Here is a 21,215-nt window from a genome sequence, read left to right on the forward strand (position 1 = left end):
CTCGACCTGCTCCGACCGATCTACGCGCAGACCGCGACCTACGGCCACTTCGGCCGCGAGCTCCCCGGGTTCACGTGGGAGCAGCTCGACCGTGTCGAGGAACTCCGCGCCGCCGCAGGACTCGTCGCCGCGACCGTCTGAAGCACCGCGTGACCACCGTCGCGCGCGTCGTCCTCGACTCGCCGCTCCCGCAGTTGGACCGTCTGTTCGACTACCGGGTGCCGGCCGAGCTCGAGGACGACTGCGTCGCGGGGGTCCGCGTCAAGGTGCCGCTGCGCACCGGCGCCCGGATGTCCGACGGCTACGTGGTCGAGATCGTCACCGAGGGCGAGTACCCGGGGGAGCTCAGCCAGATCGAGGCCGTGCTGTCCCCGGTGCCCGTGCTCGCGCCGGAGATCTGGACCCTCGCGCGCGCCGTCGCCGACCGGGCCGCGGGTGTCGCCTCCGACGTCCTGCGCCTCGCCGTGCCCCCGCGGCAGGTGCGCGCCGAGAAGGCCTGGCTCGCCCGGGACACCGCGTGGTCGCCCCCGCCGGTGACCGCCCCGCCCGTCACCGGCTACGCCGACGGCGTCCTGGAGGCCGTGGTGACGGAACACGGACGCGCCGCGGTCGCCGCTGTGCCCCAGCCTGTGGCGTTGGGTGACGCGGACGAGCCGGTCTGGGTGCCGGGGTGGGCCGCGACGCTCGCCCAGGCTGCCGCGCACACGGTGGCGGCCGAGCAGTCCGCGGTGATCGCCGTGCCGGACTTCCGCGACGTCATCGACCTCGAGCGTGCCCTGCTCGCCGTGCTGCCACCGGAGCGGGTGGTGCGGTTCGACGCCAAGCAGACGAACGGGCAGCGCGCGAAGGCCCTGCTGCAGGCCCGCACGCACCCGGTGGTCGCGATCGGCAACCGCACGGCGATGTACGCGCCGGCGACCGACCTGGGCCTCATCGCGATGTGGGACGACGGCGACGCCTCGTTCATCGAGCAGCGGGCGCCCTACGTGCACACGCGCGACGTCGCCCTGGTGCGGGCTGCCCAGTCCGGGGCGGCCCTGCTGTTCGTGTCGCACGCGCGCAGCACCGACGTGCAGCGCCTGGTCGAGCTGCACTGGCTGCAGGACGTCGTGCCGTACCGCGTGAAGACCCCGAAGGTCATCCCCACCGTGCAGCAGACCGGAGCGGAGGGGTTCGCCGCACAGGCGCGCATCCCGAGTTCCGCCTGGCGAGCCGCGCGCGAGGCCAGCCAGCACGGTGCCGTCCTGGTGCAGGTCGCGAGCCCGGGCTTCGGCACCGGGCTGGTCTGTGCCGAGTGCGGCGAACGCGCGCACTGTCGCGTCTGCGGCGGGCCGCTCGGCAGCCCGCACCGCGGCGCCACGCCCCAGTGCCGGTTCTGCGGCGCGCTGGCTGTCGGCTTCCGCTGCCCGACGTGCGGCAACGGCACGGTCAAGCCGGTCGGCCAGGGGGCGCAACGGACGGCCGACGAACTCGGGCGCGCGTTCCCGGGCACGCGGATCGTCGTCGCCGACGGCTCACGCCCGCTCGACGAGGTCCCCGCCCGCCCGTCCGTGGTGGTCGCCACCCGGGGGGCCGAGCCGTCGGTGCCGGGGGGCTACGCGTGCGTGCTGCTGCTCGACGGCGAGAAGATGCTCGCCCGCGAAGGGCTGCGCGTGCAGGAGGACGTCCTGCGCTTCTGGACGAACGCCGCGGCGAAGTCGGCTCCCGGCGCGGAGGTGTACCTGGTCGGGATCGGCGGGCCGCTCGCGTCGGCGATGGCCCTGTGGCGACTCGACGGGCCGGCACACGACGAACTGACCGACCGCCGTGAGCTGCACTTCCCACCGGCGGTCCGGGTGGCGACGATGACCGGCACCGACGAGGCCGTCACCGCCGCGGTCGAGGCCCTCGGCGACGCCGTCGTCGGTCCGGTGCTCGGGCCGGTGCCGGTGGAGGACGACGCCCTGCCCGGCACGGTCCGGGCGATCGTGCGGTTCCCGTACGCACACGGGGCGGAGGTCGCGGCGACGCTGAAGGCCGAGGTCATCCGGCGCTCCTCGACGCGGCGCGTGCTCAAGGGCGGCAACCGCAGACGGGCCGCCCCGACCCTCCGGGTGCGGCTCGACGACGCGGAGCCGTTCTCCGAGGTCTGAGCCGGCCGGTCCCGCGTGGGCCCGATTGCTGCCCGACGCAGAACGACACCGTCGACGTCGTCGGACGTCGGCGGTGTCGTTCGGGGTCTGCCGCCTTGAGGCGACCGGCTGTGCGGGTCAGGCGTTGGCCGGCCGACGGCGCTCGCGCGGCAGCACGACGCCGAGGGCGACCATGCCGATGGCGAGCACGAGGTGCAGCCAGTTGTCGGCGTTGTTCAGCGGCACGAAGTTCGCACCCGAGCTGTGGCCGGCGGTGAACAGGCCGTAGATCCACAGGACGAAGTAGACGATCCCGCCGATCACGAGGTACATCCGCGAGCCCGAGGCACGGGCGGCGGCGAGCAGGCCGACGACGCCGAACAGCAGGTGCACGATGTTGTGCAGGACCGACACCTGGAAGATGCCGAGCAGCATCGCCATCGACTCGTGCCCGGCCCCGGCCAGGTCGCCCGTGGTGATGCCGGGGATGAACCCGGCGATCCCGACGAGCAGGAACACGATGCCGACCACGAGGGCGGCCTTTTGGACGGACGAACCGGCGTAGCGGTTGGTGGCGGTGGTGACGTCGCTCATGGTGTCTCCTGATCTCAGCGCGGTTGCGCGGGGTTGGTGGGCACGCCGTGGGAAGGCGGGTTGATCGTCGGACCGGCCGTGGCCGGCGTGACGTCCGCGGGTGCCGAAGCCCCCGCGGATGCTTCGGGGAGGTGCTCCGGCACGGAGCCGGTCGGCTCCGCACCGCCGTCCAGGGCCTCGATCCGGTGGCGGATCCGTTCCAGCACCGGCAACCGTGCGCCGTGGGCGTTCTCGTGATCGAGCAGCACCCGGAGCTGCTCGCGGTCGAGGGCCGTCAGGTGCTCGGTCAGGTTGCCGAGCGGGACGTGGTCGAAGTCCGGTATCGGGAGTTCTCGGTCGGTCATGGTGCTCCTTCCGTCGATGCAGCCAGAACGTACGCAGCCCGCGCTCTGCCGGCGCACAGGATGAGTCTGCCGCCGCGCGCTCCGGACAGATGTGCGGAGCGGGGCGGTCCCGTCGACGTGGGAAGATCGAACCCATGCGTCTCGTCGTCGCCGGCAGCCCCGCTGCGGCCGTCCCCACCCTCCGCCGTCTGGCGGCGTCCGACCACGAGATCGTCGCGGTGCTCACGCGGCCGGCCACCCCGCAGGGCCGCAAGCGCGTCCTCACCCCGACCCCGGTGGCCGTCGTCGCCACGGAGCTCGGACTGCCGGTGATCGAGGCCTCGCGTGTCGACGAAGGCGTCACCGCGCGGATCGCGGAACTCGACGTCGACCTCGGCGTGATCGTCGCCTACGGCGCACTGCTCCGCCGCCCCGCCCTCGATGCCCCACGGCACGGCTGGATCAACCTGCACTTCTCCGACCTGCCGGCGTACCGCGGTGCGGCTCCCGTGCAGCGTGCGGTGATGGCCGGCGACGCCCGGACGGCCGCGACGGTCTTCCAGCTGGTCGAGGCGCTCGACGCCGGCCCGGTCTACGCCGCGCGCCCGTTCGCCATCGACCCGGAGGCGACCTCGGGCGAGGTCCTCGCCGCGATGGCCGAGGTCGGTGCCGACGTGGTCGCCGACGTCGTCGACGGCATCGCCGCCGGCACCGCCGTCGCGACCGAGCAGTCCGGCGAGCCGACCCTCGCCCCGAAGCTCACGATCGACGACGGCCGCATCGACTTCGCCGCGCCCGCCGCCACCGTGCACGCGCGGCTGCGCGGCGTCACGCCCGAGCCCGGCGCCTACGCCCACCTGGGCGAGACCCGCGTGAAGCTGCTCCGCAGCAACCGACCGGGAGGCACGGGGGACCCCGCCCCGTCGCTCGCGCCCGGCGCACTCGCACTCCACGGCGGTCGGCTGCTGGTCGGGACCGCCGACACCCCGCTGGTGCTGCTCGAGGTGCAGCCCGCCGGCAAGAAGGCGATGGACGCTGCCGCCTGGGCCCGTGGCCTCGGCGAACTGGACGGGAAGGTCCTCGCATGAGCCCCCAGACGAAGCCCCAGGGTGCCCGCCGCGGGCCCCGACCCGTGAGCGCCCGCCGGGTCGCGTTCGACGTGCTCCGCGCCGTGCAGGTGGACGACGCCTACGCGAACCTGCTGCTGCCGACGCGTATCCGACGCGCCGGGCTCACCGCCCGCGACGCCGGGTTCGCGACCGAGCTCACCTACGGCTCGATCCGGATGCTCGGTCGGTACGACGTGATCATCGCCCTCGCATCCGGTCGTCGTGCCGAGAACATCGAGGCGGACGTCCTCGACGTGATGCGCCTCGGTGCGCACCAGCTGCTCGCCATGCGCACGCCGACGCACGCCGCCGTCGACGCCACGGTCGAGCTCGCCCGCGAGGTCGGTGCCCGCCGCGCCACCGGGTTCGTCAACGCGGTGATGCGCAAGATCGCCGCCCGCACCGATGAGGAGTGGGACGCCCTGATCACCGAGGGCCGGGCCGGTGACGCCCTGCTCGCCACCCGCTGGTCGCACCCGGTCTGGGTCGTCTCGGCACTCCGCGACGCCCTGGCCGCCGAACGCTCCCGCGACGAGCTCGCCGCCCTGCTCGCCGCCGACAACGCCGCGCCCCGGGTGCAGCTCGCGGCCCTGCCCGGACTCGCCACCGACGAGGACATCGCCACCGCGACCGCCCGCACCGCCCCGGACGGCGACACCGACGCCGCGTTCGCCGACGCGACCGGTGCGGACGACGTGCCCGCGGCCCTGGTGCCGGCCGACGACGAACCGGAGGCCGACGGCGCGACGGGCACCGTGCCTCCCGTCCGGACCAGCGAGCCCGTCCTGCAGGCGGACGCCGCGCCGGTGTCGCCCGTCGGCATCCGCGGCATCAGCGGCGACCCGGCGCGCGTGCCGGGCGTCGCCGCCGGACGCCTGCGCGTGCAGGACGAGGGGTCACAGCTCGCCGCGCTGGCGCTCAGTCGCTCGTCTGCGGTGCGCGCGGGGGAGCGGTGGCTCGACATGTGCGCCGGCCCCGGTGGGAAGGCCGCGCTGCTCGCCGCCGAGGCGCAGCAGGGCGGCGCGACCCTGGTCGCCAACGAACTCGTGCCGGCCCGGGCCGGACTCGTGCGGAACGCCCTCGGCGTGTTCGGCGAGCACGTGCGGGTCGTGGAGGGCGACGCGCGTCGGTACGGACGCGACGGCACCGGGATGACCTTCGACCGCATCCTGCTCGACGCCCCGTGCACCGGGCTCGGCGCGCTGCGTCGCCGGCCGGAGGCGCGCTGGCGGAAGCTCCCCGAGGACGTCGAGGAGCTCGCAGCCCTGCAGACCGAACTGCTCGACGCGGCCGTGCGGGTGCTCGCACCGGGCGGGACGCTCGCGTACGTGACGTGCTCGCCGCACCTGGCCGAGACCCGCGGGCAGGTGGACGCCCTGATGGGGCGGCACGGCGACCGGCTCGAGCAGCTCGACACCGCGACGATCGTCCGTGGCGTCGCCGCACGCGACCCCGAGGTCGCGGACGGCGCCACCGCGCAGCTCTGGCCGCACCGCATCGGGACGGACGCGATGTTCATCGCGCTGTTCCGTCGCGTCGACTGAGGCGGTTGCTCCGTCGGAACGCTTCTGATATGTTGGTTCCACAAGACCGGTTCCGCCTGCGAAAGCAGGTCCAGGGCCGGTCCTCTTCGTGTGGGGGTGCGTTGAGCGAGGTCAAGGCGTTCCGGTCGACCAGACAACAGGTCGCGTTGCTCGAGGCCCGCGGGATGGACGTCGGGGACCACGACGTCGCGGTCGAGCTGCTGCGGCGGGTCAGCTACTACCGCCTCAGCGGGTACTGGTACTCGTTCCGTCGGCTGCGGTCCGGGCACCGGAGCGACGACTTCGCTACGGGCACTCGTCTGGCTGACGTGGTCTCCCTCTACGACTTCGACGCCCGCCTCCGGACCACGGTCTTCGACGCGATCGCGCCGATCGAACTCGCCGTCCGAGCCGCACTCGGCCATGAACTGGGGCGGCTCGACCCCTGCGCCCACCTGGAGCCGGCGCTGCTCGGCGTGCTCGCCCGGTCGGGTGACCAGTACGCCGACTGGCGCCGTCGCCACGACCGTGAGGTCGGGCGGTCCCGAGAGGACTTCGTCGAGCACCACCGACTCGCGTACGGCGGGACCCTGCCAGTGTGGGCCGCCGTCGAGCTCATGGACTGGGGGAGTCTGAGCCGGCTCTTCGGGTTCGCACCGCCGATGGTGCAGACCGTGGTCGCCGGAGCGTTCGGGCTGAGGCCGCCGCAGTTCTCCTCGTGGCTCCGTGCGCTGAACGTCGTCCGCAACGCCTGTGCCCACCACGGGCGGTTGTTCAACCGGGTGTACCCGAAGCGCCCCCGCCTGCCGCGCGGAGGGACGCACGACGGACTCGACCTCGCCGCCCACGCGATGAACCGGACCTACGGCCAGCTGACGCTGGTGCAGTACCTTCGCCAGGCCCGCGGCATCGGGCCATCACGGCTGCTCGCCGGAGCGATGGCTGCCTACCCACCGATCACGCTGGTCCCCTTCGAACAGACGGGGGCGCCAGCGGACTGGAACGCCACGTCTCTCTGGCCCTGACCGCGGGCCTCCAGCGGCACGCCGGTAGGCTTGCCCGGTGACGATCCGCATCTCGCCGAGCATCCTGTCCGCCGACTTCGCGAACCTCGAGCGCGAACTCCAGCGCATCGAGACCGCTGACCTGGTGCACGTCGACGTGATGGACAACCACTTCGTGCCGAACCTCACGCTCGGGCTGCCGATCGTGCAGCGTCTGCAGCAGGTGTCGCCGGTGCCGCTCGACGTGCACCTGATGATCACCGACGCCGACTCCGAGGCGCCGAAGTACGCCGAGACCGGTGCGTCGAGCGTCACGTTCCACTTCGAGGCCGCCGACGACCCGGTGGCGACCGCCGCCGCGATCCGGTCGAACGGTGCCCGTGCGGCCGTCGCCGTGAAGCCCGGCACCCCGATCACGCAGGTGCTGCACCACCTCGACGCCTACGACATGATCCTGCTGATGACCGTCGAGCCCGGGTTCGGCGGCCAGTCCTTCATGCCGTCCGTGATGCCGAAACTCGCCGACGCCCGTGCCGCGATCGACGCCTCGGGGCTCGACGTCTGGCTCGAGGTGGACGGCGGCATCGCGGTCGACACCGTGCCCGAGGCCGTGCGGAGCGGTGCCGACACGCTGGTCGCGGGCTCAGCGGTGTACGGCGGCGAGCCCGCCGCGCGCATCGCCGACCTGCGCGAAGCCGCCGCCCGGGCACGCTCGTGACCGGGGGAGCGCCGGACGGAACCGGCGTCACCGAGGCGACCACCGCCTCCCGTCCGGACGGTGCGTCGGAAGCGTCAGCGGAGACCGGTAGCCTGGTGAGCGTGAAGACGTTCGACGACCTGTTCCAGGAGCTGACCGAGAAGGCGCAGACGCGCCCCGAGGGCTCCGGCACCGTCGCCGAACTGGACGCCGGCGTGCACCAGATCGGCAAGAAGATCGTGGAAGAAGCCGCCGAGGTCTGGATGGCGGCCGAGTACGAGGGCGACGAGCGCACCTCGGAGGAGATCTCGCAGCTGATCTACCACCTCCAGGTCCTCATGGTCGCCAAGGGACTCACCCCGGCGGACGTCTGGCGACATCTGTAGGAAGCGCCGCCCGGCGCACCCACCACCGCCGACGACCCCACAGAAAGCAGACCCCCTGATGCTCCGCATCGCCGTGCCCAACAAGGGTTCCCTGTCCGAGACCGCGTCCGACATGCTGCGGGAGGCCGGGTACGCCGGCCGCCGCGACCCGAAGGCGCTGCACCTGCTCGACGAGCGCAACGGCGTCGAGTTCTTCTTCCTCCGTCCCCGCGACATCGCAACCTACGTCGGGTCCGGCGCACTCGACGTCGGCGTCACCGGCCGCGACCTGCTGCTCGACTCCGGGTCCGAGGCGCACGAGGTCGACGCGCTCGGATTCGCGGACTCCACCTTCCGCTTCGCCGGCATCCCCGGTCGGTTCGCCTCGCTGCAGGACCTCGACGGAGTGCGGGTGGCGACGAGCTACCCCGGCCTCGTCGGTGCGTTCCTCGCCGAGCACGGCGTCACCGCGACGCTCGTCAAGCTCGACGGCGCGGTCGAGAGCGCCGTGCGGCTCGGGGTCGCCGACGCCGTGGCCGACGTCGTGTCGACGGGCAGCACGCTCCGGCAGGCCGGGCTCGAGATCTTCGGCCCGGTGATCCTCGAGTCGACCGCGGTGCTCGTCTCCACCGACGAGACCATCCCCGGCATCGACGTCCTGCGCCGACGGCTCCAGGGCGTGCTCGTCGCGCGTGGCTACGTGATGCTCGACTACGACGTCCCCACGGCCCTGCTCGAGCAGGCGACCGCGGTGGCCTCCGGCATCGAGTCGCCGACGGTCTCGCCGCTGCACGACCGCGACTGGGCGGCCGTCCGCGTGATGATCCCGCGCGACGACGCGAACCTCATCATGGACGCGCTCTACGACCTCGGCGCCCGGGCGATCCTCGTCAGCCCGATCCACGCCGCCCGCCTGTGAACGCCGCGTCCGGCGCCGGCCCCGCCGCGTCCGGCGCCGGCCCCGCCACGTCCGGCGGCGTGTCGGTCCGGGTCATCCCGTGCCTCGACGTCAAGGGCGGCCGGGTCGTCAAGGGCGTCAACTTCCTCGACCTGCAGGACGCCGGTGACCCGGTCGAGCTCGCGGCGCGGTACTACGAGCAGGGTGCCGACGAGCTGACCTTCCTCGACGTCGGCGCCACGGTCGAGAACCGCGCCACGATGTACGACACCGTCACCCGGACGGCCGAGCAGGTCTTCATCCCGCTCACCGTCGGCGGCGGGGTCCGCAGCGTCGACGACGTCGCACGGCTGCAGCAGTGCGGCGCGGACAAGATCGGCGTGAACAGCGCCGCCATCGCCCGCCACGAACTCATCGGCGAGATCGCCGACCGGTTCGGTGCGCAGGCCGTCGTGCTCTCGCTCGACGTCAAGCGGTCCGACCGGATGCCCTCGGGCTTCGTGGTCACCACGCACGGCGGTCGGACCGAGTCCGACCTCGACGCGATCGCCTGGGCGCGCGAGGCCGTCGAGCGGGGTGCGGGGGAGCTGCTCGTCAACTCCATCGACGCCGACGGCACGAAGAACGGGTTCGACCTCGAACTGGTGGCCGCGGTGCGCGCCGTGTCGTCCGTCCCGGTGATCGCCTCGGGAGGCGCGGGTCGCGTCGAGCACTTCGCCCCGGCCGTCGACGCGGGTGCGGATGCCGTCCTCGCAGCCAGCGTCTTCCACCGCGGCGAGATGACCGTGGGGGACGTCAAGGCCGCGCTCCGCGCGACCGGCCACGCCGTCCGCTGATCCGCCGCCGTAGGCTAGGAGTCTCATGACCGACAGCACCAGCACCGACACCGAGGCGGTCCTCGACCGCGCACGCTTCGGTGCGGACGGCCTGCTCCCCGCCATCGTGCAGGAGGAATCGTCGAAGGACGTCCTCATGCTCGGGTACATGGACCGGGAAGCCCTCCGCCGCACCCTCACCGAGGGCCGCGTGACCTTCTGGTCGCGGTCGCGGAATGAGTACTGGCGGAAGGGCGACACGTCGGGACACGCCCAGTACGTCCGCGGTGCCGCGCTCGACTGCGACGACGACACGCTCCTCGTGACGGTGCAGCAGGTCGGAGCCGCGTGCCACACCGGTGCGCACCGGTGCTTCGACGTCGACCCGCTCGCGCCCGTGACCGCGTCTGCCCCGGCCGACGCGGCCGTGGAGCCGACCCGATGACGACCGCGACGAGCCCCGAGGACCCGCACACGACCTCCCGGCCGGAGTTCGACGGCCTGCTCGCCGAGCACCGTGTCGTGCCGGTCGTCCGCGCGCTCTACGGCGACAGCGAGACGCCGGTCGGCGTCTACCGCAAGCTCGCCGACGGCCGCCCCGGGTCGTTCCTGCTCGAGTCGGCCGGCCAGGGCGGCCTCTGGTCGCGCTGGTCCTTCGTGGGCGTGCGGAGCTTCGGCGTGCTCACGCAGGACGGCGACCGCGCGGCCTGGATCGACACCGGCATCGACGCCGCGCGCGCGGTCGGGTCGCTCGACGGCGCACCGCTCGACGTGCTCGCGCGGCTGCACGAGCGCTGGGCCACGCCCCGGGTGCCCGGATCGCCGCCGCTCGTCGGCGGAACCGTGGGCTTCATCGGGTGGGAGGCCGTCCGCCAGCTCGAACACCTGCCGAACGTGCCACCGGCCGACTTCGACGTCCCCGGACAGGCCCTGTCCTTCGTCTCCGAGCTCGCCGCACTCGACCACCGCACCGGCCTCGTCCTGCTCGTCGCGAGCGTGCTGAACGACGGTGCTGACGACGCGGAGACGCTCTGGGCAGACGCGCAGCAGCGCCTCGACCGCATGCAGGGCGACCTGGTGCAGCCGAGCGTCGCGACCGTCGCCGAGGCGTTCGAGATCGCCGAGCCGACACCGACCCACCGGACGAGTCCGGCCGACTACATGGCCGCCGTCGAGCGTTCGAAGGGCTTCATCCGCGAAGGCGACGTCTTCCAGGTCGTCATCTCGCAGCGGTTCGACCACGAGGTCACGGCCGACCCGCTCGACGTGTACCGCGTGCTCCGGACGCTGAACCCGAGTCCGTACATGTACTTCCTCGCGCTCGCGGACACCGCCGACGAGCGGTTCTGGATCGTCGGCGCCTCACCCGAGGCGCTGGTGAAGGTGCAGGGTGACCGCGTCATCACGCACCCGATCGCGGGGTCCCGCCCGCGGGGTGCCACGCCGGAAGCGGACGTCCGCCTCGGCGAGGACCTGCTCGGCGATCCGAAGGAGCGCGCGGAGCACCTGATGCTCGTCGACCTCTCCCGCAACGACCTGCAGAAGGTGTGCGAGCCGGGCACGGTCGCCGTCACCGAGTTCATGACCGTCGAGCGGTTCAGCCACATCATGCACCTCGTGTCGAGCGTCGAGGGTCGGGTGCGTCCCGAGGCCTCGGCGATCGACGTCTTCCGGGCGACGTTCCCGGCCGGCACGCTCTCGGGCGCGCCCAAGCCGCGCGCGCTCGAGATCATCGACGAACTCGAGCCGGCGAAGCGTGGCGCGTACGCCGGTGTCGTGGGGTACTTCGACTTCGCCGGCGACGCCGACCTGGCGATCGCGATCCGCACCGCCCTGATCAAGGACGGCGTGGCCCGCGTGCAGGCCGGTGCCGGACTGGTCGCCGACTCCGACCCGGAGACCGAGCACGTCGAGGCGGTCAACAAGGCCGCGGCCCCGCTGCGGGCCGTCGCCACGGCGAACAGGATGCGGGAGGTCCGCTCGTGAAGCGCTCGCGTCCGATCGTCGTCGTCGCCGGGCTCCTGGTCGCCGGCGTCATCATGCTGGCCTGGACCCAGACCTGGTTCACCGTGCGCCTGCACGCGGGCGCGGCCGTGACCTCGACGGTCGCGGCCGACGGGGCGGCGGTCGTGCCGCAGTACACCGCACTGGCGATCGCGAGCCTCGCACTCTTCCTGGCGATGACCATCGCCGGTCGGGTGCTGCGTGTCGTGCTCGCAGCCGTCGAGATCCTGCTCGGCCTCGGCGTGGTCGTGAGCGGGATCGCCGCGCTCGGCGACCCGATCGCCGCCGCCCGGGGTGCCGTCGGCGAGGTCGCCGGCGTCAGTGACCTGAGCGCGGTCCGCGCCGTCGTGTCGAGCGTCAGCGTGAGCCCGTGGCCCGCCGTCGGCATCGCGGGCGGCGTGCTCGCCGTGCTGCTCGGCGTGGTCGTCATCGTGGTCCAGCGCGCCTGGCCCGGCCCGAGCCGGAAGTACGGCGCCGCCACCGCCGGAGCCGCCGCGGCGGCGCGTGCAGCAGCGCCCGTCCAGCGCGACGCCGTCGTCGACTGGGACGACCTGAGTGCCGGCGTGGACCCCACCACCGAGGTCGGCGCGGGCGCGGGGGCCCCGGACGACGACACGGTAGGATCGACAGGGCGTCGCTCGACCGACGACGCCGGAGCAGAACGAGGAGCACCGTGAGCAACACTGAGCCCGCAGAACTCGGCGAAGGCCACTCGCCGGCCGCCTGGACCGCCGTCGTGATCATGCTGATCGGATTCGCGGCAGGCACGCTGTTCTTCTGGTTCGACCAGCCGTGGGGCGTCTGGGCCTCCGCTGGCGTCGTCCTCATCGGCCTCATCGTCGGTGGCTTGATGAAGAAGGCCGGCTACGGCGTCGACGGTCCGAAGTTCGTCCCCAAGCACCACGGCGAGTAGGGCTCCGATGCCGAACGTGCTCGAGACCCTCGTCGCGGGCGCGCTCGAGGACGCCGCCGCCCGTCGTGTCGACCGTCCCTACTCGGACGTCGAACGCGACCTCGACCGGGTGGCGTCGCCGCTCGACGCCCTCGCCTTCCTGAGCCCGGGCGACCGGGTGAAGATCATCGCCGAGGTGAAGCGCGCCAGCCCGTCCCGCGGGTCGATGGCCGCCATCGCCGACCCGGCCGCCCTCGCCGCCGACTACGAGCGCGGTGGAGCGTCGACGATCAGCGTCCTGACCGAGGGGCGCAAGTTCCTCGGCAGCCTCGCCGACCTCGAAGCCGTGAAGGCCCGCGTGGGCGTCCCCGTGCTCCGCAAGGACTTCATCGCCGACCCGTACCAGGTGATCGAGGCCCGGGCGTCCGGTGCCGACGTCGTGCTGCTCATCGTCGCGGCGCTCGAGCAGCCCCGCCTGGTCGAGCTGCACACCCTGGCCGAAGAACTCGGCATGCGCGTGCTGGTGGAGGCGCACTCCGGAGACGAGGTCACCCGTGGCCTCGACGCCGGCGCACGCATCCTCGGCGTCAACGCCCGTGACCTCACCGACTTCTCGCTCGACCGCGACCTGTTCGGATCGCTCGCCGACCGCATCCCCGACGGCGTCGTGCGCGTCGCCGAGTCCGCGGTCTCCGGTCCGGCCGACGTCGCCCACTACCGTGCAGCGGGCGCCGACGTCGTGCTGGTCGGCGAAGCACTCGTGACGGGCGACGACCCCGCCGCGACCCTGGCATCGTTCATCGACGCCGCCGACCAGGCCTGACCGACACCTCCGCACCGAGGCTGCTCGACCCGCCTGACCGACACCCTCGCATCGAGGCCGCCGACCGCGGCCGCACGTTCCACCCGTCCGACGCGACCACACCGGCCGCGTCGGACTCGTCCCGGGAGACACATCGTGACCTCACTCCGCGACCTGCACGGCCCCTACTTCGGTGACTTCGGCGGACGCTTCGTCCCCGAGTCCCTCGTCCTCGCGCTCGACGAGCTCGAGGCCGCCTTCCGTCAGGCCTGGGCGGACCCGGCGTTCCGTGCGGAGCTCGACGAGCTGCAGCGCGACTACACCGGGCGCCCCTCGATCATCACCGAGGTGCCGCGGTTCGCGAAGCACGCCGGTGGCGCCCGCGTGATCCTGAAGCGCGAGGACCTGAACCACACCGGTTCCCACAAGATCAACAACGTCCTCGGGCAGGCACTCGTCGCCCGTCGCCTCGGCAAGACCCGCCTGATCGCCGAGACGGGTGCCGGGCAGCACGGTGTCGCCACCGCGACCGCTGCCGCGCTGTTCGGCATGGAGTGCGTGGTCTACATGGGGGCGGTCGACACCGAGCGCCAGGCCCTCAACGTCGCGCGGATGCGGCTGCTCGGCGCCGAGGTGGTCCCCGTCGAGACCGGTTCGCGCACGCTGAAGGACGCCATCAACGACGCCCTGCGCGACTGGGTCGCCAACGTCGAGTCGACGCACTACCTGCTCGGCACGGTCGCCGGTCCGCACCCGTTCCCCGAGATGGTGCGCGAGTTCCACAAGGTCATCGGCGAAGAGGCCCGGCAGCAGGTCCTCGACCGCGTCGGGCGCCTGCCGGACGCCGTCGCGGCCTGCGTCGGCGGCGGGTCGAACGCGATGGGCATCTTCGAGGCGTTCCTCGACGACGAGTCCGTCGCGCTGCACGGCTTCGAGGCCGGCGGCGACGGCGTCGAGACCGGTCGGCACGCGGCGAGCATCACGCTCGGTCGCGAGGGCGTGCTGCAGGGCGCGAAGTCCTACCTCATGCAGGACGAGGACGGTCAGACGATCGAGAGCCACAGCATCTCCGCCGGGCTCGACTACCCGAGCGTCGGTCCGGAGCACGCCTACCTGGCGTCGATCGGTCGTGCGAAGTACCAGCCCATCACGGACACCGAGGCGATGGAGGCGTTCCGCCTGCTGAGCCAGACAGAGGGCATCATCCCGGCGATCGAATCGTCGCACGCCCTGGCCGGTGCCATGAAGCTCGGCAAGGAGCTCGGCCCCGAGGGCGTCGTGCTCGTGAACCTGTCCGGCCGGGGTGACAAGGACGTCGCGTCCGCCAGTCGCTACTTCGGCATCCTCGACGAGAACGCGGTGCAGCTGTGACCACGAACCGGACCGTCGCCACGACGATCGACACCGCCAACGCCGAGCGCGCCGGAGCCGTCGTCGGCTACCTGCCCGCCGGGTACCCGAACCTGCAGACCAGCGTCGACGCCGCCGTCGCCCTCGCCGAGAACGGCGTTGACGTCATCGAGTTCGGCCTGCCCTACTCGGACCCGGTGATGGACGGCCCCGTCATCCAGCGTGCGGCCGAGGAGAGCCTGGCGAACGGCTTCCGGGTCGCACAGGTCTTCGACGCCGTCCAGCAGATCACCGAACGGGCCGACGTCCCGGTGCTCGTCATGACGTACTGGAACCCGGTGCTGCGCTACGGCGTCGACCGCTTCGCCGACGACCTCGTCGCCGCAGGTGCCGCCGGGCTCATCACGCCGGACCTCATCCCCGACGAGGCCTCTGCGTGGACCGAGGCCTCGGAGCGCACCGGCCTCGACCGGGTCTTCCTCGCCGCACCGTCCTCGTCGGACGAGCGCATGCGTCAGGCGGTCGAGGCCAGCCGCGGGTTCGTGTACGCCGTCTCGACGATGGGTGTGACCGGGGCGCGGGCCGGGGTCGACGTGGCCGCACGCACCGTGGTGTCGCGCCTGCGCGAGGCCGGGGTCGAGCGCACCTGCGTGGGCCTCGGGATCTCGACGGCCGAGCAGGTCGGCGAGGTGCTCGAGTACGCCGACGGTGCGATCGTCGGGTCCGCGTTCGTCCGCGCACTGGCCGACCTCGGTGTGCAGGGCGTGGCCGACCGCGCTGCCGACCTCGCCACCGGCGCCCGCCGCCGCTAGTCCAGTTCCTGTCGGGCCCGCGACCCGCGCTACAGTGAGCGAGGCCGACGCCACGTCGACCGCGCCCCGTCAGTTCCGAAAGGCGACAGCACCTCCATGCCCCTCCTGAGCATCCCGAGCCCGAGCACCGCCTGGCAGTACTTCGACCTGACCGCCTGGCTGCGCGACGCGTTCGGCTGGTCGCTGCCCCTCGACTTCCGCATCCACGCGTACGCGATCTGCATCCTGATCGGGATCGTCGCCGCGGTCGTCCTGGCGAACCGTCGACTCAACGCCCGCGGCGTCGAGCGCTGGATCATCATCGACATCGCGATCTGGGCCGTCCCAGCCGGCATCATCGGCGGTCGGCTCTTCCACGTGTTCACGCACGTGTCCGACTACTTCGGCCCCGGCATCGACCCGCTGTCGTTCCTGTACATCTGGGAGGGCGGGCTCGCGATCTTCGGCGCGTTGATCCTCGGGTCGGTCGGTGCCTGGATCGGTTGCCGTCAGGTCGGCCTGCGCTTCTCGTCGTTCATCGACGCCGTCGTGCCCGGCGTCCTGCTCGCGCAGGCGTTCGGCCGTCTGGGCAACTACTTCAACCAGGAGCTCTTCGGCATGCCGACGAGCCTGCCGTGGGGGCTCGAGATCGACTCGAGCAACGCCGCGTTCCCGAAGGGGCTGCCCGAGGGCACGCTGTTCCACCCGACCTTCCTGTACGAGATCATCTGGAACGTCCTCGGTGTCGTCGTCATCCTCTTCCTGGCGCGCAAGTTCACGCTGCAGTGGGGCAAGGTCCTCGGCCTGTACCTGATCTGGTACGGCGCCGGGCGCTCCGTGCTCGAGTCCATCCGCGTCGACACGAGCGAGACCTTCTTCGGGGTCCGCACGAACGTGTGGGTGGCCCTGGCCGCGGTCCTGATCGGCATCCTGATCTTCGTGGTGCAGAGCCGCCGGCACACCGGCAAGGAGCCGAGCCCGTACCTGCCCGGCCGCGAGCCCGGTCCGAGGTCCGTTGTAGACTCGGACGACACCTTCTCGGAGCACGACGACGACGCAGCAGACGGCGTCACGAGCGACGAACCGGTCACGACCACTCGCTGATCGCCGCGCGGGGACACCCTCTCCGACGGCCACCGGTCACGCGCAGCAGCACCACCAGCAGCACCAGACGGACCCGCCACAAGCGGGGCCGGGCAACCTCGCCGGCCGGCAGGGCAACTCACTGACGGCGGGCACGGGCACCAGTCCCGCCCGCTCGGGCGGAACGCACCACCGGGCCACCGCTGTCCCTGTTCCACTTCCTCGTGAGGACGGTTCCCCATGGCGCTCCAGCCAACACAGCCCTCGGCATCGACGAGCCTCGTGCCGCCGCACCGCCGGTTCTCGGCGATCCCGGACGCCACGGGCATGTACGACCCGGCGAACGAGAAGGACGCCTGCGGGCTCGCCATGGTCGCGACGCTGCGCGGGACCCCGGGCCACGACATCGTCGACGCGGCGCTCGGTGCGCTCCGGAACCTCGAGCACCGCGGTGCCGTCGGCTCGGACGCCGGCACCGGTGACGGCGCGGGCATCCTGTGCCAGGTGCCGGACGAGTTCCTCCGGGCCGTCGTGCCGTTCGAGCTGCCCGCCGCGGGGGAGTACGCCGTCGGGACCGCCTACCTGCCCCTCGACGAGGACGCCCGCCACGCGGTCAAGGGCGCGGTCGAGCGACTCGCCCGTGAAGAGGGCCTGAAAGTCCTCGGCTGGCGGGAGGTCCCGGTCCGCCCGGAGGTCCTCGGCACCCTGGCCCGCGCGGCGATGCCCGCGTTCGAGCAGCTGTTCGTCGCGTCGATCCGGCACGACGTCCACGGCGCCTCGTGGAGCGGAATCGCCCTCGACCGGCAGGCCTTCCGGCTCCGCAAGCGTGCCGAGCACGACAACGACCTCTACTTCATGTCGCTGTCCAGTCGGACCATGGTCTACAAGGGCATGGTCACGACGCTCCAGCTCGAGCCGTTCTACCCGGACCTCAGCGACGAGCGCTTCGCGTCGAAGCTCGCCATCGTGCACTCGCGCTACTCCACGAACACGTTCCCGTCGTGGCCGCTGGCGCAGCCGTTCCGGACGATCGCCCACAACGGCGAGATCAACACGGTGCGCGGCAACCGCAACTGGATGCGTGCCCGGCAGTCCCAGCTCGAGAGCGAACTGCTCGGCGACATGGCCCCGCTCCTGCCCATCGTGAGCCCCGGCGCGAGCGACTCGGCCTCCTTCGACGAGGTACTCGAGTTGCTCACCCTGACCGGTCGCACCCTGCCGCACGCGGTGTCGATGATGGTGCCGGAGGCGTGGGAGAACCAGGTCGGGATGGACCCGGACCTCCGGGCGTTCTACGAGTACCACTCGATGCTCATGGAGCCGTGGGACGGCCCCGCCGCCATCACGTTCACCGACGGCTCGCTCGTCGGTGCCACGCTCGACCGCAACGGTCTGCGCCCCGGGCGCTTCCTGGTCACCGACGACGGACTCATCGTCATGGGCTCCGAGACCGGGGTCATCGACGTGCCGGCCGAGAAGGTCGTGCGCAAGGGCCGCCTGCGTCCGGGCCGGATGTTCCTGGTCGACACCGAGGCGGGTCGGATCATCGAGGACGACGAGGTCAAGCGTGAACTCGCCGCGTCGGGTCCGTGGGGCGACTGGCTCGAAGCCGGTCGGATCAACCTGAACGACCTGCCCGAGCGTGAGCACATCGTGCACACCCCGGCCTCGGTCACCCGCCGTCAGCGCGCGTTCGGGTACACCGAAGAAGAGGTCAGGATCCTGCTGCGCCCGATGGCGGCCGCCGGCGCGGAGCCGCTCGGTGCGATGGGCTCGGACACCCCGATCGCGGTGCTCTCGGAGCGCCCCCGCCTGCTCTTCGACTACTTCACGCAGCAGTTCGCCCAGGTGACGAACCCGCCGCTCGACTCGATCCGCGAGCAGGTCATCACCTCGATGGGGATGGGGCTCGGTCCGGAGCGCAACCTGCTCTCCGCCGGTCCCGAGCACGCGAAGCAGATCACGCTCGACTTCCCGGTGATCGACAACGACCAGCTCGCCAAGGTCCAGCACTTCGAGACCGAGTCGGGTCGCCACCTGACCGTCACGATCAAGGGCCTGTACCGCGTCGACGCCGGCAAGAAGGCGATGCAGAAGCGCATCGCCGCCGTGTGCGACGAGGTCGACGCCGCGATCGAGTCCGGCAAGCAGTTCATCGTGCTGTCCGACCGCGACGGCAACTCCGAGCAGGCACCGGTGCCGAGCCTCCTGCTCCTCGCCGCGGTCCACCACCACCTCATCCGCACCGAGCAGCGCATGAAGGTCGGGCTCATCGTCGAGGCCGGCGACGTGCGCGAGGTCCACCACGTGGCGACCCTCATCGGGTACGGCGCGTCGGCGATCAACCCGTACCTGGCGATGGAGACCTGCGAGAACCTGGTCCGCGCCGGCATGATCCCCGGCATCACCCCGGAGCAGGCCGTCAAGAACGTCATCAAGGCCCTCGGCAAGGGCGTGCTGAAGATCATGTCGAAGATGGGCATCTCCACGGTGTCCAGCTACGCCGGTGCGCAGGCGTTCGAGGCCGTCGGGCTCAGCCAGGAGTTCGTCGACAAGTACTTCACCGGCACCTCGTCGATCCTGGGCGGCGTCGACATCGACGTCATCGCCAAGGAGAACGCCGAGCGGCACGCCCAGGCGTACCCGCAGGACGGCGCGGTGCTCGCACACGAGCGACTGCAGGTCGGTGGCGAGTACCAGTGGCGCCGTCAGGGTCCGCCGCACCTGTTCAACCCGGACACGGTGTTCCGCCTGCAGCACGCCACGCGTGCCCGCCGGTACGACATCTTCCGCGAGTACTCGAGCGCCGTGGACGACCAGTCCGAGCAGCTCATGACGCTCCGCGGGCTGTTCCGGTTCAAACAGGGCGCGCGGAAGCCCATCGCGCTCGACGAGGTCGAGTCGATCGAGTCGATCGTCAAGCGGTTCAACACGGGTGCGATGTCCTACGGGTCCATCTCGAAGGAGGCCCACGAGACGCTCGCCATCGCGATGAACCGCCTCGGCGGCCGTTCGAACACGGGCGAGGGCGGCGAGGACGTCGACCGCCTGCTCGACCCCGAGCGCCGCAGTGCGATCAAGCAGGTCGCCTCCGGGCGCTTCGGTGTGACGAGCATGTACCTGACGCACGCCACCGACATCCAGCTGAAGATGGCACAAGGTGCGAAGCCGGGCGAGGGCGGACAGCTGCCCCCGGCGAAGGTCTACCCGTGGGTGGCCCGGACCCGACACGCGACCGCGGGCGTCGGGCTCATCTCACCGCCGCCGCACCACGACATCTACTCCATCGAGGACCTCAAGCAGCTGATCTTCGACGTCAAGCGTGCCAACCCGGCCGCCCGCGTCCACGTGAAGCTCGTGAGCCAGTCCGGCATCGGCGCGGTCGCCGCTGGCGTGACGAAGGCCCTGGCCGACGTCGTGCTCGTGTCCGGCCACGACGGTGGGACCGGTGCGAGCCCGTTGAACTCGCTCAAGCACGCCGGGACCCCGTGGGAGATCGGTCTGGCCGAGACGCAGCAGACGCTCATGCTCAACGGCATGCGCGACCGGGTCGTCGTGCAGGTGGACGGGCAGATGAAGACCGGCCGCGACGTCGTCGTGGCAGCGCTCCTCGGCGCCGAGGAGTACGGTTTCGCGACCGCGCCGCTCGTGGTCGAGGGCTGCATCCTCATGCGCGTGTGCCACCTCGACACGTGCCCCGTCGGCGTCGCCACGCAGAACCCCGAGCTCCGCAAGCGGTTCTCCGGCAAACCCGAGTTCGTCGTGAACTTCTTCGAGTTCATCGCCCAGGAGGTCCGCGAGCTCCTCGCCGAGCTCGGCTTCCGCAGCCTCGACGAGGCCATCGGGCAGACCGACGTCCTCGACGTCGACCGCGCCGTCGACCACTGGAAGGCGTCGGGGCTCGACCTCGCGCCGGTGCTCAAGGGGCCGCACTTCGACGACGCCGAGCCGCGTCGCCACCACCGCGAGCAGGACCACGAGCTGGACCAGCACTTCGACGTGCAGCTCATCCAGCAGACCGCCGACGTGCTCGACCACGGTGGCTCGATCGCGCTCGACCTGCCGATCCGGAACACCGAGCGTGCGGTCGGCACGATGCTCGGCCACCAGGTCACCCTGCGGCACGGCGAGCACGGGCTGCCGAACGGCTCGATCGACGTCACCCTTCGCGGCTCGGCCGGGCAGTCGCTCGGGGCGTTCCTCCCCGCGGGCATCACGCTCCGGCTGATCGGGGACAGCAACGACTACGTCGGCAAGGGGCTGTCGGGCGGCCAGATCGTCGTCCGGCCGGATGCCGGATCGGGCTTCGACCCGGCCGAGAACGTCATCGCCGGCAACGTCATCGGCTACGGCGCGACCCAGGGCAGCATGTTCATCCGCGGCATCGTGGGCGAGCGGTTCCTGGTGCGCAACTCCGGTGCCACCGCCGTCGTCGAGGGCGTGGGCGACCACGCGCTCGAGTACATGACGGGCGGCCTCGCGCTCATCCTCGGTGAGACCGGTCGGAACCTCGGCGCCGGCATGTCCGGCGGCACGGCGTACGTCCGCGGGCTGCGCGAGGAGCACGTCAACACCGACGCGCTGGCCTCCGGCGAACTCCGGCTCGAGGCACTCGACAGTGCCGACGTCGAGATCGTCACCGACCTGCTCACCCGGCACGCCGACGAGACGGGGTCGACGCTCGCATCGGACCTGCTCGCGTCCGGAGACCTGAGCGACTTCGTCAAGGTGCTGCCGCGCGACTACGCCGCGGTGCTCGAGACGCGCAGACAGGCCGTCGACGAGGGGCTCGACCCCGACGGTGACATCGTTTGGAACAGGATCATGGAGGTGACCGGTGGCTGAGCGTCACGC

19 protein-coding genes and 1 pseudogene are annotated in these 21,215 nt (G+C 72.0%); 18 read left to right on the forward strand and 2 right to left on the reverse strand.

Annotated features, from left to right (window positions below):
• Together KK097_RS11990 and KK097_RS11995 are read left to right on the forward strand one after the other, a co-directional pair.
• Positions 1 to 141, forward strand: a pseudogene (locus KK097_RS11990) (methionine adenosyltransferase domain-containing protein); the annotation flags it as partial.
• Positions 142 to 149: 8 nt separating this feature from the next.
• The gene (locus KK097_RS11995) at positions 150 to 2,132 is read left to right on the forward strand and encodes a primosomal protein N' family DNA-binding protein (protein ID WP_214529775.1); all 1,983 of its coding nucleotides are present in this window, start codon (positions 150 to 152) and stop codon (positions 2,130 to 2,132) included.
• A gap of 117 nt (positions 2,133 to 2,249) precedes the next feature.
• Here the strand turns inward: KK097_RS11995 and KK097_RS12000 are convergent, their stop codons facing one another.
• Entirely contained in the window at positions 2,250 to 2,705 is a 456-nt protein-coding gene (locus KK097_RS12000) for a DUF4383 domain-containing protein (RefSeq protein ID WP_214529774.1), read from the reverse strand.
• Between the two features lie 14 nt (positions 2,706 to 2,719).
• A complete protein-coding gene (locus KK097_RS12005) occupies positions 2,720 to 3,049 on the reverse strand; it encodes a DUF8129 domain-containing protein (protein ID WP_214529773.1) in 330 nt (109 codons plus the stop codon).
• Positions 3,050 to 3,183: 134 nt separating this feature from the next.
• Between KK097_RS12005 and fmt the strand changes: the two genes are divergently transcribed.
• The 16 genes from fmt to gltB all read left to right on the forward strand — a co-directional run bounded on the left by fmt (position 3,184) and on the right by gltB (position 21,206).
• Positions 3,184 to 4,116, forward strand: a complete 933-nt coding sequence (gene fmt / locus KK097_RS12010) for a methionyl-tRNA formyltransferase (protein WP_214544950.1) — start codon at positions 3,184 to 3,186, stop codon at positions 4,114 to 4,116.
• Complete coding sequence (locus tag KK097_RS12015; protein ID WP_250896694.1) at positions 4,113 to 5,681, forward strand: RsmB/NOP family class I SAM-dependent RNA methyltransferase; 1,569 nt, start codon at positions 4,113 to 4,115, stop codon at positions 5,679 to 5,681. The genes fmt and KK097_RS12015 overlap by 4 nt, the downstream gene beginning before the upstream one ends.
• Before the next feature lie 101 nt (positions 5,682 to 5,782).
• Complete coding sequence (locus KK097_RS12020; RefSeq protein WP_250896695.1) at positions 5,783 to 6,685, forward strand: Abi family protein; 903 nt, start codon at positions 5,783 to 5,785, stop codon at positions 6,683 to 6,685.
• A 37-nt stretch (positions 6,686 to 6,722) separates the two neighbouring features.
• Positions 6,723 to 7,382 carry a ribulose-phosphate 3-epimerase gene (rpe, locus tag KK097_RS12025; RefSeq protein ID WP_214544953.1) on the forward strand — a complete coding sequence of 220 codons (660 nt, stop codon included), beginning with the start codon at positions 6,723 to 6,725 and terminating at the stop codon, positions 7,380 to 7,382.
• A 101-nt stretch (positions 7,383 to 7,483) separates the two neighbouring features.
• Positions 7,484 to 7,747: a phosphoribosyl-ATP diphosphatase gene (locus KK097_RS12030; RefSeq protein WP_214544954.1), complete on the forward strand. Its 264-nt coding sequence runs from the start codon at positions 7,484 to 7,486 to the stop codon at positions 7,745 to 7,747.
• Between the two features lie 58 nt (positions 7,748 to 7,805).
• Entirely contained in the window at positions 7,806 to 8,645 is an 840-nt protein-coding gene (gene hisG, locus KK097_RS12035) for an ATP phosphoribosyltransferase (protein WP_214529769.1), read from the forward strand.
• Between the two features lie 59 nt (positions 8,646 to 8,704).
• A complete protein-coding gene (hisF, locus tag KK097_RS12040; protein ID WP_214545009.1) occupies positions 8,705 to 9,460 on the forward strand; it encodes an imidazole glycerol phosphate synthase subunit HisF in 756 nt (251 codons plus the stop codon).
• 25 nt (positions 9,461 to 9,485) lie between these two features.
• Positions 9,486 to 9,884, forward strand: coding sequence for a phosphoribosyl-AMP cyclohydrolase (gene hisI / locus KK097_RS12045; RefSeq protein WP_214529767.1), 399 nt, complete (start codon positions 9,486 to 9,488; stop codon positions 9,882 to 9,884).
• The gene (locus KK097_RS12050; RefSeq protein ID WP_214544956.1) at positions 9,881 to 11,425 is read left to right on the forward strand and encodes an anthranilate synthase component I; all 1,545 of its coding nucleotides are present in this window, start codon (positions 9,881 to 9,883) and stop codon (positions 11,423 to 11,425) included. The genes hisI and KK097_RS12050 overlap by 4 nt, the downstream gene beginning before the upstream one ends.
• A complete protein-coding gene (locus KK097_RS12055; protein WP_214529765.1) occupies positions 11,422 to 12,120 on the forward strand; it encodes a Trp biosynthesis-associated membrane protein in 699 nt (232 codons plus the stop codon). The genes KK097_RS12050 and KK097_RS12055 overlap by 4 nt, the downstream gene beginning before the upstream one ends.
• A complete protein-coding gene (locus KK097_RS12060; protein ID WP_214544958.1) occupies positions 12,117 to 12,356 on the forward strand; it encodes an HGxxPAAW family protein in 240 nt (79 codons plus the stop codon). Before KK097_RS12055 ends, KK097_RS12060 begins: the two co-directional genes overlap by 4 nt.
• Positions 12,357 to 12,372: 16 nt before the next feature.
• Positions 12,373 to 13,158, forward strand: coding sequence for an indole-3-glycerol phosphate synthase TrpC (trpC, locus tag KK097_RS12065; protein ID WP_214545011.1), 786 nt, complete (start codon positions 12,373 to 12,375; stop codon positions 13,156 to 13,158).
• 135 nt (positions 13,159 to 13,293) lie between these two features.
• Entirely contained in the window at positions 13,294 to 14,508 is a 1,215-nt protein-coding gene (gene trpB, locus KK097_RS12070) for a tryptophan synthase subunit beta (RefSeq protein WP_214544960.1), read from the forward strand.
• Entirely contained in the window at positions 14,505 to 15,299 is a 795-nt protein-coding gene (gene trpA / locus KK097_RS12075) for a tryptophan synthase subunit alpha (RefSeq protein ID WP_214544962.1), read from the forward strand. The genes trpB and trpA overlap by 4 nt, the downstream gene beginning before the upstream one ends.
• Positions 15,300 to 15,395: 96 nt before the next feature.
• A complete protein-coding gene (gene lgt / locus KK097_RS12080; RefSeq protein WP_214529763.1) occupies positions 15,396 to 16,382 on the forward strand; it encodes a prolipoprotein diacylglyceryl transferase in 987 nt (328 codons plus the stop codon).
• A 219-nt stretch (positions 16,383 to 16,601) separates the two neighbouring features.
• Positions 16,602 to 21,206: a glutamate synthase large subunit gene (gltB, locus tag KK097_RS12085; RefSeq protein WP_214544963.1), complete on the forward strand. Its 4,605-nt coding sequence runs from the start codon at positions 16,602 to 16,604 to the stop codon at positions 21,204 to 21,206.
• The last annotated feature ends 9 nt before the right edge of the window (positions 21,207 to 21,215 follow it).

The sequence above is a fragment of the Curtobacterium flaccumfaciens genome, assembly GCF_018598405.1.
In the GTDB taxonomy this organism is placed as follows: domain Bacteria; phylum Actinomycetota; class Actinomycetes; order Actinomycetales; family Microbacteriaceae; genus Curtobacterium; species Curtobacterium aurantiacum.

Coding starts and splice junctions, on each gene's coding strand:
- KK097_RS12050 (WP_214544956.1), top strand. CDS start 9,881: ATGACGACCGCGACGAGCCCCGAGGACCCGCACACGACCTCCCGGCCG.
- lgt (WP_214529763.1), top strand. CDS start 15,396: ATGCCCCTCCTGAGCATCCCGAGCCCGAGCACCGCCTGGCAGTACTTC.
- KK097_RS12000 (WP_214529774.1), bottom strand. CDS start 2,705: ATGAGCGACGTCACCACCGCCACCAACCGCTACGCCGGTTCGTCCGTC.
- gltB (WP_214544963.1), top strand. CDS start 16,602: ATGGCGCTCCAGCCAACACAGCCCTCGGCATCGACGAGCCTCGTGCCG.
- fmt (WP_214544950.1), top strand. CDS start 3,184: ATGCGTCTCGTCGTCGCCGGCAGCCCCGCTGCGGCCGTCCCCACCCTC.
- KK097_RS12005 (WP_214529773.1), bottom strand. CDS start 3,049: ATGACCGACCGAGAACTCCCGATACCGGACTTCGACCACGTCCCGCTC.
- KK097_RS12015 (WP_250896694.1), top strand. CDS start 4,113: ATGAGCCCCCAGACGAAGCCCCAGGGTGCCCGCCGCGGGCCCCGACCC.
- hisG (WP_214529769.1), top strand. CDS start 7,806: ATGCTCCGCATCGCCGTGCCCAACAAGGGTTCCCTGTCCGAGACCGCG.
- hisI (WP_214529767.1), top strand. CDS start 9,486: ATGACCGACAGCACCAGCACCGACACCGAGGCGGTCCTCGACCGCGCA.